The sequence below is a fragment of the Micromonospora sp. NPDC047740 genome (assembly GCF_043204735.1).
Lineage (GTDB): Bacteria > Actinomycetota > Actinomycetes > Mycobacteriales > Micromonosporaceae > Micromonospora.
In genome coordinates this window covers 15,467-30,674 of the sequence record NZ_JBIDCT010000020.1, presented here as the reverse complement: position 1 = coordinate 30,674, position 15,208 = coordinate 15,467, and the positions used below count along the sequence as shown (strand labels likewise).

Here is a 15,208-nt window from a genome sequence, read left to right as displayed (position 1 = left end):
GCGAGCTTGTCATGCGGTTGTTGGGTCTATGACAGGGCGCGTTCTATCTGCTCACGGATCAGCGGGCTGTCCAGGCCCCGGACGGTGAGTGTCGTACGTCGGCGTACGACGTCGTCGACGGTGACGGCCCACTCGCGGTCGCGGGCGTAGGCCACCTGCGCCCAGATGTCGGGACCGTCGGGGTGGACACGTTCGGCGAGTGTCGGGTCGTCGCGGATCAGTTGAGTGAGGTCGAACGCGATTGATCCATAGTGCGAGGCGAGATGTCTGGCGATATCAGGGGCGAGGGTGGCGCTCTGTTCACGCTCGACCTGGAGGCGGTGAGCGACGGCATCGGCGTTGGCGACACCGGGCAGCGGGACTGTCCGTGGTCCTCGGGCGATGGTGTTCCCGAGCGGGTGGCCGGGTAGCTTGGTGAGCGTATCGAAGACGGCCTTGCCGATGTGGCGGTACGTGGTCCATTTGCCGCCGGCGACCGACAGCATGCCACCGCGACCGCGGGTCAGTACGGTTTCCCGTTTGGCTTCGGCGACGGCGCCCGGCCCCCCGGGCAATACTCGCAGACCGGCGAAGGCATAGGTGATGTCGTCGCGCCGGAGTTGGTAGTCGGCGACCGCGTGGCCCGCTTCGTCGAGGATCTGGCTGATGTCCGCGTCGGTGACCGCGACGGTAGCCGGGTCGTTGTCGTATGGCTCGTCGGTGGTGCCCAGCAGGAGGTGGTCCTCCCATGGGATCGCGAACGAGACGCGATATTTGTCGATTGGTACCGTAAGCGCCGCCTGCCACGGGTCGACCCGGCGAAGGACCAGGTGCGCGCCCTTGGACAGCCGGACGCTTGGGGCGACAGATGGGTTCTCCATCCGGCGCAGGTGGTCGACCCATGGGCCAGTCGCGTTGAGTACGAGCCGGGCGTTGATCCCGAATTCGACGCCGTCGACGCGGTCGCGCACGTCGGCACCGGTGACGCGGCCCGAGGTGGTGCGTAGACCGACGACCTCGGCGTGGTTGAGGACGTCGGCGCCGGAAGCGACCGCTGCTCGCACGGTCATGATGGCAACCCGGCTGTCGTTCATCTGGTGGTCGCCGTAGACAGCCGCTGCTTTGAGGCCGGTGGTGCGCAATGCCGGCACCCGGTCGGCGGCCTGCCGAGGTGTGATGACACGACCGAGGCCGTCGCCGAACGCCGACAAGGCCGAGTACAGGAATACGCCGGCGCCGAGCTTCGCCGCACCGTGTGGGCCGCCACGGTAGATGGGCACCACGAAGCTCAGCGGTTTGACGAGGTGGGGGGCGATGTCCGAGGCGAGGACGCGGCGTTCGCGGTGGTTCTCGGCGACCAGTTTGAGGTTGCCGGTCTGCAGGTAGCGCAGGCCGCCGTGGACCAGCTTGCTCGAGGCGCTCGAGGTTGCACCGGCGAAGTCACCTGCGTCGACCATCGCTACCCGTATCCCGGACTGCGCCGCCATCCAGGTGACGGCTGTGCCGAGAATGCCCCCTCCGATGACGAGCAGGTCGTAGGTGCTCTGGGATAGTTCGGCGCGAGTCTGTATCCGTCCGGCGGTCGTGGCGATGGGCATCGTAATTCTCCTGCGGAGCTGTTGGCCGACGGCGCGGCGGGTCGGTGTTCGGGCTCAGGCGGGGGCTAGGCTTCGATCCATTCAAGGGTCCGCCGCACGGCCTTGCGCCAGTTGTGCAGTTCGCGGCGGCGTACCCCTTCGTCAATGGCCGGCAGCCACTGGCCGGCTTTGTGCCAGTTGGCACGCAGGCTGTCGATGTCGGGCCAGTAGTCCACCGCAAGGCCGGCGGCGTATGCGGCACCCAGGCACGTCGTTTCGGCGACCACCGGACGTACGACGGGCACCGATAGGATGTCGGCGAGGTTCTGCATGAGCAGGTTGTTGGTGGTCATCCCGCCGTCGGCCCGTAGGGTCGTGATCGCGACGCCGGAGTCGGCGTTCATCGCTTCGACGACGTCGTAGGTCTGGAACGCTGTCGCCTCCAGCACCGCCCGGGCGAGGTGTCCTTTCGTGACGAATGCGGTCAGCCCGGCGATGACTCCGCGCGCGTCGCTGCGCCAATGGGGGGCGAACAGTCCTGAGAACGCGGGAACGAAATAGCAGCCACCGTTGTCACTGACAGTGCGGGCCAGGGTTTCGACCTCGGAAGCTGTGGAGATCAAGCCGAAGTTGTCTCGTAGCCATTGCACCAGCGACCCGGTCACCGCGATTGCACCCTCAAGGGCATATGTCGCGGGCTGATCGCCGATCTGGTAGCCGACAGTGGTGAGCAGGCCGTGCTTCGACCACACTGGTTCGTTTCCGGTGTTCATCAGCAGGAAGCTGCCCGAGCCATAGGTGCTTTTGGCTTCGCCCGGCTCGAAGCAGGTCTGACCGAACAGCGCCGCCTGCTGATCCCCGAGTGCGGAGGCCACCGGCACGCCGTCGGCGGTGTGCCCGTAGACCTCGGCCGACGGGCGGATCTCCGGCAGCATCGCGCGCGGGACTCCGGTCACTCGCAGCAGTTCGTCGTCCCATTGCAGGCTGTGCAGGTTCATCAGCATGGTGCGGCTGGCGTTGGTGACATCGGTGACGTGCCGTCCCGTGAGGTTCCAGATCAGCCAGCTGTCCATGGTGCCGAACAGCACGTCGCCGCGCTCGGCCCGCTCACGCAGGCCGGGTATCTCGTCGAGCAGCCAACGGATCTTCGGACCGGAGAAGTACGTGGCCAGCGGGAGGCCGGCGCGCTCCCGGAATAGTTCGGCATGGTCAACCAGCTCGCGCAACAACGTGTCGGTGCGGGTGTCCTGCCAGACGATTGCCGGTGCCACCGGGCGCCCTGTCCGGCGGTCCCACAGCACGGTCGTTTCCCGCTGATTGGTGATGCCTAGCGCGACGATCTCGCCTGGCCGCAGGCCGGCCCCGCTGATGGCGTCGGCCATCACGCTGCGGACCGCCTGCCAGATTTCCTCCGCGTTGTGCTCGACCCAGCCTGGCCGGGGATAGATCTGCCGGTGTTCGCGCTGCGCGACGGAGATGATGTTTCCCCGGTGGTCGAACACGATGCACCGGCTCGAGGTCGTTCCCTGATCGATCGCCGCGATGAACTTCTCAGCTGACACGCGCGTCCTCACCGTCATCGGTGTTCGGCATTGCCGAACAGCTTCCGGATAGTAAGCCGTTGTCGCCTGACGCCACAAGGTGCAGGAGCGCGATCCGTCAGCGGGCGAAGTCGCGCGAGATCGCCCGCGCGGCGTCCCGCACGTAGGACAACGAGGTCATCCGGAGCTCACCACCGCTGGTCAGCCGCTCGATCGCACCGCGGATGCCGATGGCACCGACGACCACGCCGCGTTGGTCCTTGATCGGAGCCGCGATGCCGACCTCCCCCTCCTCGAACTCCTCGAACTCCGCGGCCCAACCACGGCTGCGGATCTGTTCGAGCTCGGCGTCCAGGACGCCGGCGTCGACGATCGTCGCCTTGGTGAAGACGGACAGCGGCGTGGCGATCTCCCGGTACGGGTCGAAGGCGAGAAGTACCTTGCCGACCGCCGTGGCATGGATGGGCAGCAGCGTCCCGATCTGCAGCGTTTGCAGGGAATCGTCCGGCCTGAACACGTGATGGATGACCAGCACCTCGCCCTCATGCATCGTGCCGATCCAGACGCTTTCGCCGCTTCGGCCCGCCAAGGCGTCCGCCCAGTTCGTCGAGCGGGAACGAAGCTCGTTGACGTCCAAGTAGCTGGTGCCAAGGTGCAGGAGCGTGCCACCGAGCCGGTATTTGCCGGTGGCATCGTCCTGTTCGACGAAGCCCACGTGCACGAGGGTGCGCAAGATGCCGTGCAGCGTGCCCTTCGGTAGATCCATCGCGCGGGCCAACTCCACGACGCCCAGCTGGCGCCCGCCCGACGCGAGCAGCCGCAGGATCGCTGCGGCACGCTCCACTGACTGAATCGTCTCGCCCACAGCGGTAGCGTACCGGTAGTTCGACATTGCCGAACTATTGACAGCTCGTTACGCCCGTAGCTACGGTCCTCCCACCCATCGATACATTGTCTCGCTCATCGGGCCTAGAGGCGGCGTACGTGACATCAAACAATCAACCATCGGGAGTCGACCCGGACCTGGACAGGCGCGCCGGCACGTTGGAGCGCGGCTTGGCCATCCTGGAGATGCTCTCCGCCGGCGGCCCGGTGGCCGCCAACGAGATCATCGAGGAACTGGGACTGTCGCGCAGCGCCACGTACCGGATTCTCGGGCTGCTTCGCCAGCGCGGTTACCTGGACTGGGATGGGTCAGCCGACCGGATCCAGCTGGGTGAGCAGGTGGTGAAGCTCGGCATGGCCGCACTGGCGAGTTTCGATCCGTTCGTCGCCGCTCAGGCGTACCTGCGCGACCTGTCGTCGGAGCTGTCCGAGGCCGCCCTCATGGCCGTGCGCGACGGCACACAGATGGTGTACATCGCGCACGAGGACGTCACCGACAACCTGATCGCCGTGCGCCGCCTGCTCGGTGTGCGCCGGCCACTACACGCCACGTCACTGGGAAAAGCGTATCTGGCCGCTCTGCCGATCGACGAGGCCGACGCGGTCGTCGACCAACTCTCGCTCGTTTCACTGACCCCCACCACCATCACCGACCGGGCCCGCCTGCGTGCCGAACTCGACGAGGCGCGTGTGCGCGGCTACGCGGTGGACAACGGAGAGAACGAACCAGACGTCATGTGTTTCGGTGCCGCGATCCGCGACGATCACGGACGGCCGGTCTGCGCGATCAGCGTCGCTGGGCCGCGCGACCGGATTGCCGAAAAACGCGACGTCATCCCGGTGCGAGTGACGGAAGTGGCGCTGTCGGTCTCCCGGCGGCTCGGGTTCCACGCAGCACCAGACACCGTCCCATTCAGGAGGTAGACCCCAGATGCAACGTCACGCTGCGATCTTCGCGGCGGCCGCCATGATCGTTGCCGCATCGCTCACCGCTTGCGCACCTGGCAGTGACTCCGGCAATGGCACCGCCAACCAGGCCGAAGACAAGAAACTCACCTACGTGTACTTCACCGACGGTCCCGACGAGCAGGCCACGAGGAACCTGATCAGCGAGTTCGAGAAGCAGACCGGTGCGCAGGTCAACTTGCAGATCGTGCCGTTTGCCAACCTCGAACAGCAACTGCAGGCCAGACTCTCCGGCGACAACGTGCCCGATGTGGCGCGGCTCAACGACATCGAACCGTTCCGATCGGACCTGCTCGACCTCAACAAGTTTCAGAAGGATGCCCTCGACGGCAAGTTCATCGACGGGGCGAAGTCCTACGTGTCCGGCACGAACGGCGAGTTGCTCGCGGTGCCGAGCGACCTGACGATGAACGGTCCGCTCATCAACGTCGACCTGTTCAAGGCGGCCGGTGTCGCGCTACCGGACCCGAAGAAGCCGTGGACCTGGACCGAGATGATCGCCGCCGCCAAGCAGGTGCAGGCGGCCAAGAAGACCGAGTACGCCATCGCGATGGACGTCTCCGGTCACCGGTTCTCCACCATGCTCAGCCAGTTCGGCACAACGTTCTTCACCCAGGACAACAAGGTTGCGTTGGACAAGGCCAGCGCGACTGCGGCGATCAAGCAGTTCGCCGACCTCAACGCGTCCGGTGCGATGCCGAAGGACCTATGGCTGCAGGCCGGCTCGAAGTACAAGGCCGCCAACGAGATCTTCCTGGCCCAGCAGGTGCCGGTGTACATCAGCGGCAACTGGCAGGTGAGCGCGTTCGACAAGTCCGCGAAGTTCACCTGGCAGGCCGCACCCAACCCGTGCCAGGCCCGGTGCGGCGGCTTCCCGGGCGGCAAGTTCATGGTGTCGTTCAACAAGAGCAAGCACCAGCAGTTGGCGGCGCAGTTCATCGCCTGGATGAATTCGGCCGAGTCGCAGCGCAAGATGTGCCAGCAGGCGGCGTTCCTGCCCACCCGCAAGGACCTCATCGAATCGGGCATCGATTACCCGACCCGCAGCGCCGACATGAACGTGTTCCTCGCCGACGTCAAGCAGACCCCGCCGGACACCTACGCGAGCACGTACAACCCGGCGTTCAGCGCGACGGCCAAGGCCACCGTCACCGAGCTGGCGAAGGTGCTCGCCGGCCAGGAGACACCGGACGCGGCGGCCGACGCGATCCACGCCGCGGCCGACAAGGCCCTGCAGGCGGCCCAGAAGTGACCGGAACTGACGTCCCGAACGGCACCGCGACCGGCAGCGGTCGCGGTGCCCCGGACCCCGGAAAGCGAGGCGCGACATGAGCAGGCGCCCGGTCAAGCCGTGGAACCAGCGGTGGGCACCGTACCTCTTTGTGCTGCCCAACATGGCGATCTTCACCGTCTTCATCATCTACCCAGCGCTCAACAACTTCAATATCAGCCTGTACGACAGCACAAACGGCCGCACGTTCCGGTACGTCGGCACCCAGAACTACGCCGAACTGGTTAACGACGCCGAATTCTGGGCCGCCGCACGTGCTACGGCCACCTTCGCGGTGTTTTTCGTGCTGCTGTGCACCATCGCGTCCATCGCCCTGGCCATGCTGCTGGACAAGCCCCTGCGCGGGCGGGGCGTGTTCCGGGCGGTGTTCTTCCTGCCGGTGCTGCTGTCCCCGGTGGTCGTCGGACTGGTCTGGGGCTGGATCTTCGAACGGGGCAACGGGCTGGCCAACACCGTCCTGCGCGGGCTGGGACTCAGCGAGGTCGGCTGGCTGGTGAACGGCAACCTCGCGATGGGCGTGGTCATCTTCGTCGGGCTGTGGACCCACGTCGGCTTCTACACCATGATCATGTTGGCCGGGCTGCAAGGCATCGACCCCGCATATCACGAGGCCGCGATGATCGACGGCGCGTCCTCATGGCAGCGGCTGCGCCGGGTGACGCTGCCCCTCCTGCGACCCACCACCATGGTCGTCGTCGTGCTCAGCACGATCGCCGGCTTCCAGGCGTTCGACTTCCTCTGGACACTCACCGGCGGCGGGCCGGTCGGCGCCACGACGCTCATGGTCCAGTACGTCTACCAGAACGCGTTCCAGTCACCCATCCGCTACGGTCTGGCCGCCGCGGGATCGGTGGTGCTGTTCTGCACCATCTTCGGCGTCACCCTGCTCAACTTCCTCTACAACCAGCGGAAGGCAGCCTCATGACCGCCACCGATTCCGCGACCGATACCGCCACCCGTGCAGCGGCTCGGGACAAGGCCCAATGGACCTCCATCGACGGCCGCCGGCCGCCGGCAACCCGCCAGGTGCTGATGTACGCGCTGCTCGTGGCGCTGTCGATCCTCGTGCTCGCCCCGGTCGTGTGGGCGATGCTCTCGTCGTTCAAGACGCAGACCGAGCTGGCGCAGCACCCACCGACGCTGCTGCCGGACTCGTTCGCGCCGACCAATTACACCGAGGCCCTCGCCACCTTCAACTTCACGACGTATCTGAAAAACAGCGTACTGGTCACTGTCAGCGCGACCGTGCTGACGTTGGTCATCAACACCATGGCCGCCTACGGGCTGGCGAAGTACAACTTCCGCGGCCGCAACATCCTGTTCCTGGTGACGCTCGGCACCATCATGATCCCGCTGCAGATCATCCTCATCCCGGTCTACCAGGTGGCGGCCGACCTGCACCTCGTCAACTCGCTGTGGGGCCTGATCATCCCGCCGGCGGCCACACCGACTGGGGTCTTCCTGCTGCGGCAGTACATGCTCAGCATCCCCGACGAACTCATCGAGGCGGCCCGGATCGACGGCGCCGGCGAGTTCTGGATCTTCCTGCGAGTCGTCGTGCCGCTCTGCGGCGCTCCGATCGCCGTGCTCGCGATCTTCTCAGTGATCTGGCGGTGGAACGACTTCCTCTGGCCGCTCATCATCAGCCAGGACCAGGACAAGTACACGCTGCCGGTGGCCCTCGCGCAGTTCGACAGCCAACTGGTCGTGCCGTTCAACTACATCCTCGCGATGTCAGTAGTCAGCATGCTGCCGGTCATCATCATCTTCCTCGTACTGCAGCGCCACATCACGCGCGGCATCGCCAGCACCGGCCTCAAGTAAGGACACCATGACAACCAACCGCAGCGTGCACCGCCTGGACGAGCGCGGCACGATTCGCGACTGGCTGGTCGGACCGGCGTGGCGCGAGCCCGCCGACGACCTGGACCGCCACCTCGACGCCGCCGGCTCACCGTGGGGAAAGGATGGCCGTTGGGTGCTCACCAACGGACCGGACGTCACCACCCTGAAGCAGCAGCTGTACCGTGCGCGCCCGCTGCGCCGGGACGCGCCGCTGGAACCGGTCACCGAGGGCGGCCAGGTCAGCTACGTCGGACCGACTGGAATCGCCCACCAGGGAACGTGGCAACGGGTACACACCGCCCCGGACGGCATGGTCGACTGGAGCGCCTTCTGCTTCACCCCGGAATACCGGCTCGCACTGGCAGCCACCGTTGTCGAGGTGGACCAGGCCGAGTGGCGCACGCTACGACTGGCCAGCACCGGGCCCACGATGCTGTTCCACGACGGCCTGCTGATCGACGAATCCGGCACCGTCTCCTACATGGAACCGGTCGAACGTGACATCCGGATCTGGCTGCCGTCGGGCACATCGACCCTTGTCGTCGCCTCCTGGCAGGTAGCCTTCCGGGAGTGCCGGCAGGTGCTTCGGTTGCGCGTCGGTGGACTTCCGGTCCGGGTGGTGATCCCGAGCGCCGATGCCGACGAATACGTGAGCGCGGCTGCCGAGCAGATCCTCGACGCCGTCGGCGTGACCCGCTGGGGCAGCACCGAACGGTCCGTGCCGCTGACCGGCCCCGACGGCGCTCAGCTGCGCATCTCGTGGAGCACCGCGCCGGAGAAGTCGACCAGGGTCCGGCTCGACGGCGGCCGAGCGGTGGTGCCGCTGCCTGAACCGGCGCCCGGCGACGAGGTCGGCTCCGCCTCCATGCTCGCCGCGGCCGCGATGTCGCTGCGAATCGGCATCGACGACGAACGGGCACCCGTGCAGCGGACGTTCCCGGTCGCAGTGCTGCCGTCGCGGTACCGTGGTGAGCCGGTCGGCGATCCGGCCGACTGGCGCCGAGAGGTCCTCCAGCACGCCGCCGATGCCGGCAACCCCCTGGCCGCGTTCACGGTGACCGGTGCCCAGGTGTCCGACAAGGCGCTCGAGGTCGCGCTCGGCATGCTCACCAACCGGGCCGACTGCGCCGACTTTGAAGCCGTCGGACTGATGCACCTGTGGCATCGGGTACCGAGCGAGGGATGGGCGGCGGGTCTGCGAGATCGGGTCCGCCAGGCGCTGCTCGGCTTCAAGTACTGGATCGACCAGCCCGGTCTGGACGCGATGTGCTACTTCACGGAGAACCACCAACTGGTGTGGCACACCGCGGAAACCCTGGCCGGTGAAGCGTTTCCCGACGACACGTTCACCAACACCGGCTGGAGCGGGGCAAAGCACGCCGAGCACGGGCGCACGCTGGCCCGGGAGTGGATCGAACGCCGCCTCGCCGGTGGCTTCAGCGAGTTCGACTCGAACGCCTATCTGGCAATCGACACGCTCGCGCTCGTCTCACTCGCGGAGTTCAGCGCCGACCGCGAGCTCGCCGAGCTGGCGGCCGGCCTCGCCGACCGCGTGCTGTTCAGCCTTGCCGCCAACACCTGGCGCGGCATCCACGGTGCCGCGCACGGCCGGTCGTACGTGCAGACGCTGCGCTCATCGCGTCTTGAAGAGACCGCACCGATCACGTGGCTGTGCTTCGGTGTCGGCGCGCTCAACGACGCCGTCCTTCCCGTCACGGTCCTGGCCACCGCGCGGCGGTACGCGTTGCCGGACGCGATCCGGGCGGTTGCCCGGCACCGCGCCGACGACTGGCTGGGACGGCAGTCGTACCGCGGCACGTACCGGTTCGCCCATGACCTGCTCGAACGGCCGTACGGCTCCGATGCCCTCATCTACCGCACACCCGACGTGATGCTCGCCAGCGTCCAGGACTACCGGGTCGGGCTGCCGGGCCTGCAGGAACACATCTGGGGCGCCACGCTCGGCCCGGAGACGCAGATCTTCGTCACGCACCCACCTAATGCCTCGTCCTCACCGTCGTCCCGGCCCAACGCCTGGGCCGGCAACCGGATCCTGCCCCGGGTCCGGCAGTTCCGCGACACGGTCCTCGCGCTGTACTCCTTCCCGGACGGTGACCCGACAAGCCGTACACACGCCTGGTTCCCGATCGCCCATCTCGACGAATGGGCGCGCCACGGCGTGTGGATCGCCGGGCGGCTCGGCGACGGCTACGTCGCGCTCGCCACCGACGGCGGCGCCGCACCGGTGGAGTCGGGTCCGGACGCCTGGCAAGAGCTGCTGCCGGCCGGTGACGGCACCGCCTGGGTCTGCGTCGTCGGGCGCCGGGCGACCGACGGCAGTTTCCAGCAGTTTCTGGCATCCCTTGCCACGCCCCAATTCGACACCGGCCGGGTGCGGTTCACCCCACCCCGGGGACCGGCACTCGACCTTGCCTGGACCGGCCCGTTCACCGTGGCCGGCCGGCCAGCCGACCTTGACGCCGACGACCAGCCCGAGGCGTGGCCGCAGATCGACAACCCTGCCTGCCTACTGCATCACGGCGAGGAGGAGATGGTCATCGCCATCGACGGCACCGAGCACCGCATCGACCTGCGCCGCGGGAGGCCACTGCCATGAGCGGTATTGATTCGAGCCAGGCGGCACTCGCGGAGCCACCTCGCCCGCCCGCCGAGGTCGCCGAGCTGACGCCGCCGGCACTCGCCGCGACCGGCCGCCGGATCGCCGAGCGGACCGCTGCGATGGGGCTGTCCCGCTGGTCCTGGGGCGAGGGCGTGGTCCTGCACGGCGCCCTGCGATTCGCCGCAGCCTGCGGGGAGCCGCCACCCCCGTCCGTCGTCTCTTTTGTGGACGAGCACTTGGCCCGTGGTGTCAACATCGGACACGTCAACGACGTGGCGCCCGGCGCGGCGTGCGCGGACCTGTGGGCGGCCACCGGCGATCCCCGTTATCGTGCCGGTTGCGAGCAGCTCCTCGCATGGGTGCGGGACGGAGCAGGGCTGACCCGGGCCGGCAACGGCGCCATCGAACACTGGCCCGGCGGAGTGTGGGCGGACACCGTGTTCATGGCCGGGATGTTCCTCATCCGCTACGGGCTGGCCGCCGGCCGACCGGAGCTCGTCGCGGAGGCCGGCGAGCAGCTGCTCGCCCACGCCGCAGTCCTGCGGCATCCGGACACCGGCCTGTACGCCCACGGCTCGCACCACGGCGAGACGATCTGGTGCTTCTGGGGTCGCGCCAACGCGTGGACCGCGCTGGCCACCGTGGAGTTCCTCGAGGCGGCCAGGCAGCTGGACCAGCCCCGGATCGCCGACCTCGCCGACGAACTCACTCCGGTGCTGGCCGGCCAGCTGCTCGCACTCGCCGACCTGCAGCCGGCACACGGGGTCTGGGACGTCCTCGTCGACGGTCAGGAAGAGAACCGCGGCATCCTGGAGACCTCGGCCGCGGCCGGGATCGCCGCCGCGATGTTCCGCGCCGCCGCACTCGGCATCGCACCGGACACGACGAGACGGGCGGCGTGGCAGGCCCTCGCCGGCGTCCACACGTACGTCGAGCCGGACGGCACCCTCGCTCGCACCAGTGCTGGCACCGTGCTGCAGCTCATCCCGTTCGGCTACTCGGTGATCCGCACCGACCGAATCCAGCCGTGGGGGCAAGGACTCGCGCTGCGGGCCTACGCCGACGCGCTCACCGACCAACCCACCTGAGAGGAAACATGCGTACCCGACACGCCACCAGCCCGGAGCAGGTGCCGGGGTTCGACACCGAGGCGCTGCGCGCCCACTACCTGGTGGAGGACCTGTTCCCGGCCGACCGAGTGGAGACCGTGTACAGCCACCACGACCGCCTCGTGATCGGTGGCGTATCGCCCGGCCCCGGCTCACCCGTCCGGCTCGACGCTCCGGAGACGTTGAAGGCCGACTACTTCCTGCAACGACGCGAGGCCGGTGTGGTCAACGTCGGCACAGCTCCGGGCGTCGTCAACGTGGACGGCACCGAGTTCGAACTCGTGCCGAAGGCCGTGCTCTACGTCGGCCGCGGTGCCCGTGAGGTCACCTTCGCCGGCAACGGCGACGCGGCCTTCTATCTGGTTTCCACTCCGGCGCACGCGAGCCACCCGACCACCCTGGCCAACCTCGCCGACGCAACCCCGGTTTCCCTGGGCGAGCAGCGGACGTCCAACGAGCGCACCATCTACAAGTTCATCCACGATGAGGGCATCCGCAGTTGCCAGCTCGTCCTGGGCGTCACCGAGCTCGCTGACGGCAGCATGTGGAACACGATGCCCGCGCACACGCATGAGCGGCGAACCGAGGTGTACCTGTACTTCGGCCTCGACCCCGAGCACCGCGTCGTACACCTGATGGGGGAACCGACACAGACCCGCAACCTCGTCGTCGCTGACCGGCAGGCCGTCATCTCGCCACCCTGGTCCATCCACTGTGGGTTCGGTACTGCCAGCTACGCGTTCGTGTGGGCGATGGGTGGCGAGAACACCGCCTACACCGATGTCGTGCCGGCACCGATCGACACGCTGCAATGACGGCCGGGACCCTGTTCGATCTGTCCGGTCGCACCGCACTGGTGACCGGAGCACGCACCGGCATCGGCCGGGCGATCGCGGTCGGGCTCGCCGAAGCCGGCGCCGACGTGATCCTGCACGGGCACCGTGGCGACCTTGAGGATGTCGAAGCGGCGGTACGTGCCGCCGGCCGCCGGACACGCCGGTGGGTCCGGGACCTGTCTGATCTGGATGGCCTCGCCGAAGAGGCGCACGCTCTTGCCGACGCGGCACCCATCGACATCCTGGTCAACAACGCCGGCATCATCCGGCGCGGCCCGGCGGTGGATGCTCAGGAAGCTGACTGGAGGGCGGTGCTCACCGTCAACCTCGACGCGGCGTTCATCGTCACGCGCGCCGTCGGGGCGCGGATGCTGGCCCGCCGCTCCGGCAAGATCATCACGATCGCCTCGATGCTGTCGTTCCAGGGTGGCCTGAACGTCGCCGGCTACACCGCGAGCAAGCATGCCGTGGTCGGTATGACCAAGGCCCTCGCCAACGAGTGGGCGCCGTACGGCGTGCAGGTCAACGCGCTCGCGCCCGGCTACATCGCCACCGACAACACGGCCGCGCTGCGCGCCGACGCCGACCGGGAACCGCAGATCCGGGCCCGCATCCCGGCCAGCCGCTGGGGCACACCCGAGGACCTGGTCGGCGCGGCCGTGTTCCTCGCCGCGCCGGCCTCCGACTATGTCTGCGGGCACGTACTCGCCGTCGACGGCGGCTGGCTAACCCGCTAGCCCGGGTGATTCATGGTGATCGCCGGGATGTGGTGTTCGTCGTCCTGTAGATAAGCGGAAGTGCCTGCCCTGCAAGGGAAACCTGTGATTGCGACATCTACAGGTTCTCTTCGGGGGAGGCACTTCCGAGGTGCAGCTTACGGAGTGGTCGAGGGATCTGCGGGTCACCCGCAGGTGGTTCGGGTGTGGTGTCGCACGCCGGTGCGACGCTGTTGCGGTTGCTGGCTGATCGGGCCGGGTTGACCGGGGCGTTGTCGGCGGGGCTGGCCCGGGCCGGCTGGTGGCCGGTGCATGATCGGGGTCGCGTGCTGGTGGACCTCGCCGTGATGATCGCTGACGGCGGGGACGTGATCGCGGATATCGACGTGCTGCGCCATCAGCAGGAGGTGTTCGGATCGGTGGCCTCGGACACCACGGCGTGGCGGGCCTGGACGAGATCGGCGTGGTGCAGCTGCGGCGAATCGCCAAGGCCAGGTACTCGCTACACGCTTGCCGGCATGGTCCAAGGGACCCGACCTCGAAGACCTCGACTTCGCCTCCCCGACCTCATGCGTCTGGCTCCGCAGGCAGTGAGCTGACCATGGCCTTCGATCGCCAGACACTGTTCGCTTATCATTAACGACTCTCCGTGTCATCAACAGGCATCCTCGTGGTCACGGAGGTCTTGGCGCGCCGACCTCTGCGGCTCGAATATTCGATTCGGCCGTCTGAAGTGCAGTCCTGTGTGCAAGCTCGAGCCCGGCAGCCGGCATGTTCGTCGGCATGAGCGCGTCGTTGCTGTACCTGCTGCTTCGCCTGATCCTGCAGATGTTGTCCCAGATCGCCTCCGATGGCGGGTTGAAGGATGTGAAGATCCTCGTGCTCCGCCATCAGGTGGCGGTCCTGCGCCGACAGGTAACCCGCCCCGATCTGCAACCGGCCGACCGGGTGATCCTGGCGGCGCTGTCGCGGCTGCCCCGCCCGCGCTGGTCGGCCTCCTCGTCACCCCGGCCCCCCTGCTGCGGTGGCACCGTGAACTCGTCACCCGGCCGTCGACGGCGGAGCGGGATGGGACTGATGACGCCCGCCCGGCGAAAGGGCAGTGGCACGGTTCGAGCCAGGTCAGCGTGTGGGGGCGAGCCGCCCCGCCAGGGTCGGCACCACGATCGCGGCGGCGACGATGTGCAGCGTGATCAGGGTTGCTGCGGAGCCGGCGTCGAATCCGAACGTGAGGTCCGGGACGAAGGACAGCGCGATCAGGGCGACCGTTGTCCGCACGAACGTGCGCCGCGGCCGGCGTGCCTTGCGTGCCATGACGGCGGCGATGCCGACGCCGGCGAGCGAGAAGAGCAGCGTCAGCTGCGCGAACCCGGCGATCGGGATGCTCGCGCCGGTGCTGTCGGCGAACGAGATCCCGGCGGCCGACGCGACTGCCGCGAGGACGGTCGTGGTGACCGAGGCGACGACGGCTGCGGCGACGCCGTGCTTCCATACCGGCTGTCGCTCGGCAGTCGGGGCCGGCGTGCTGGGGGTCATGCGGGTGGGGACCTGGGTGGTGGTGGACATGTCGGGCTCCGTTTCCTCGGCAGGTCGCCCGGTGCGACCCGCTCACACCCCCTCCACGAACGGGCGGGCCCGGATTCGACAGGTCGCGAGAAAAAAAGTTCTACGGATGGCTGCGCGGTGACGCAGCGCCGGGACGGGCCGGCGCCGGACCCGGCCGTGACGCCGGCGCAGCCAGTCCCGTCGGGTACGCCCTGGATGAAGGCGCGGCTGAGCACACGAACGTCCTGTGCTTGGCGCGGGACGTTCGGTTGGCCGACGAAGAACACGATGGGAAGGT

13 protein-coding genes are annotated in these 15,208 nt (G+C 67.9%); 9 read left to right on the top strand and 4 right to left on the bottom strand.

What is annotated here, in order from left to right; genetic code table 11:
• Positions 1–26 precede the first annotated feature (26 nt).
• The 3 genes from ACGF4F_RS29925 to ACGF4F_RS29915 form a co-directional block, all read right to left on the bottom strand.
• Complete coding sequence (locus ACGF4F_RS29925; RefSeq protein ID WP_357445712.1) at positions 27–1,577, bottom strand: glycerol-3-phosphate dehydrogenase/oxidase; 1,551 nt, start codon at positions 1,575–1,577, stop codon at positions 27–29.
• Positions 1,578–1,642: 65 nt separating this feature from the next.
• Positions 1,643–3,118, bottom strand: coding sequence for a glycerol kinase GlpK (gene glpK, locus ACGF4F_RS29920; protein WP_357445709.1), 1,476 nt, complete (start codon positions 3,116–3,118; stop codon positions 1,643–1,645).
• A gap of 97 nt (positions 3,119–3,215) precedes the next feature.
• Positions 3,216–3,962, bottom strand: a complete 747-nt coding sequence (locus tag ACGF4F_RS29915; protein WP_357445706.1) for an IclR family transcriptional regulator — start codon at positions 3,960–3,962, stop codon at positions 3,216–3,218.
• A 119-nt stretch (positions 3,963–4,081) separates the two neighbouring features.
• On the opposite strand from ACGF4F_RS29915, the gene ACGF4F_RS29910 reads away from it, so the two are divergent.
• The 9 genes from ACGF4F_RS29910 (at position 4,082) to ACGF4F_RS29870 (ending at position 13,964) form a co-directional block, all read left to right on the top strand.
• A complete protein-coding gene (locus ACGF4F_RS29910; RefSeq protein ID WP_393082492.1) occupies positions 4,082–4,906 on the top strand; it encodes an IclR family transcriptional regulator in 825 nt (274 codons plus the stop codon).
• 7 nt (positions 4,907–4,913) lie between these two features.
• Complete coding sequence (locus ACGF4F_RS29905) at positions 4,914–6,200, top strand: extracellular solute-binding protein (RefSeq protein ID WP_357445700.1); 1,287 nt, start codon at positions 4,914–4,916, stop codon at positions 6,198–6,200.
• 76 nt (positions 6,201–6,276) lie between these two features.
• Positions 6,277–7,164, top strand: a complete 888-nt coding sequence (locus ACGF4F_RS29900) for a sugar ABC transporter permease (protein ID WP_357445696.1) — start codon at positions 6,277–6,279, stop codon at positions 7,162–7,164.
• Entirely contained in the window at positions 7,161–8,063 is a 903-nt protein-coding gene (locus ACGF4F_RS29895; protein ID WP_357445693.1) for a carbohydrate ABC transporter permease, read from the top strand. The genes ACGF4F_RS29900 and ACGF4F_RS29895 overlap by 4 nt, the downstream gene beginning before the upstream one ends.
• Positions 8,064–8,070: 7 nt before the next feature.
• The gene (locus ACGF4F_RS29890; protein ID WP_393082488.1) at positions 8,071–10,701 is read left to right on the top strand and encodes a hypothetical protein; all 2,631 of its coding nucleotides are present in this window, start codon (positions 8,071–8,073) and stop codon (positions 10,699–10,701) included.
• Positions 10,698–11,792: a glycoside hydrolase family 88 protein gene (locus tag ACGF4F_RS29885; RefSeq protein ID WP_357445687.1), complete on the top strand. Its 1,095-nt coding sequence runs from the start codon at positions 10,698–10,700 to the stop codon at positions 11,790–11,792. The genes ACGF4F_RS29890 and ACGF4F_RS29885 overlap by 4 nt, the downstream gene beginning before the upstream one ends.
• Positions 11,793–11,800: 8 nt before the next feature.
• Entirely contained in the window at positions 11,801–12,628 is an 828-nt protein-coding gene (gene kduI / locus ACGF4F_RS29880; RefSeq protein WP_393082485.1) for a 5-dehydro-4-deoxy-D-glucuronate isomerase, read from the top strand.
• Positions 12,625–13,386, top strand: coding sequence for an SDR family oxidoreductase (locus ACGF4F_RS29875; RefSeq protein WP_393082482.1), 762 nt, complete (start codon positions 12,625–12,627; stop codon positions 13,384–13,386). The genes kduI and ACGF4F_RS29875 overlap by 4 nt, the downstream gene beginning before the upstream one ends.
• A 185-nt stretch (positions 13,387–13,571) precedes the next feature.
• Positions 13,572–13,964: a hypothetical protein gene (locus tag ACGF4F_RS29870; protein ID WP_357445679.1), complete on the top strand. Its 393-nt coding sequence runs from the start codon at positions 13,572–13,574 to the stop codon at positions 13,962–13,964.
• Positions 13,965–14,487: 523 nt separating this feature from the next.
• Here ACGF4F_RS29870 and ACGF4F_RS29865 read toward each other — a convergent pair.
• Positions 14,488–14,931 (bottom strand): DUF6069 family protein, encoded by a 444-nt coding sequence (locus ACGF4F_RS29865; protein ID WP_393082479.1) that lies wholly within the window; start codon positions 14,929–14,931, stop codon positions 14,488–14,490.
• Positions 14,932–15,208 lie beyond the last annotated feature (277 nt).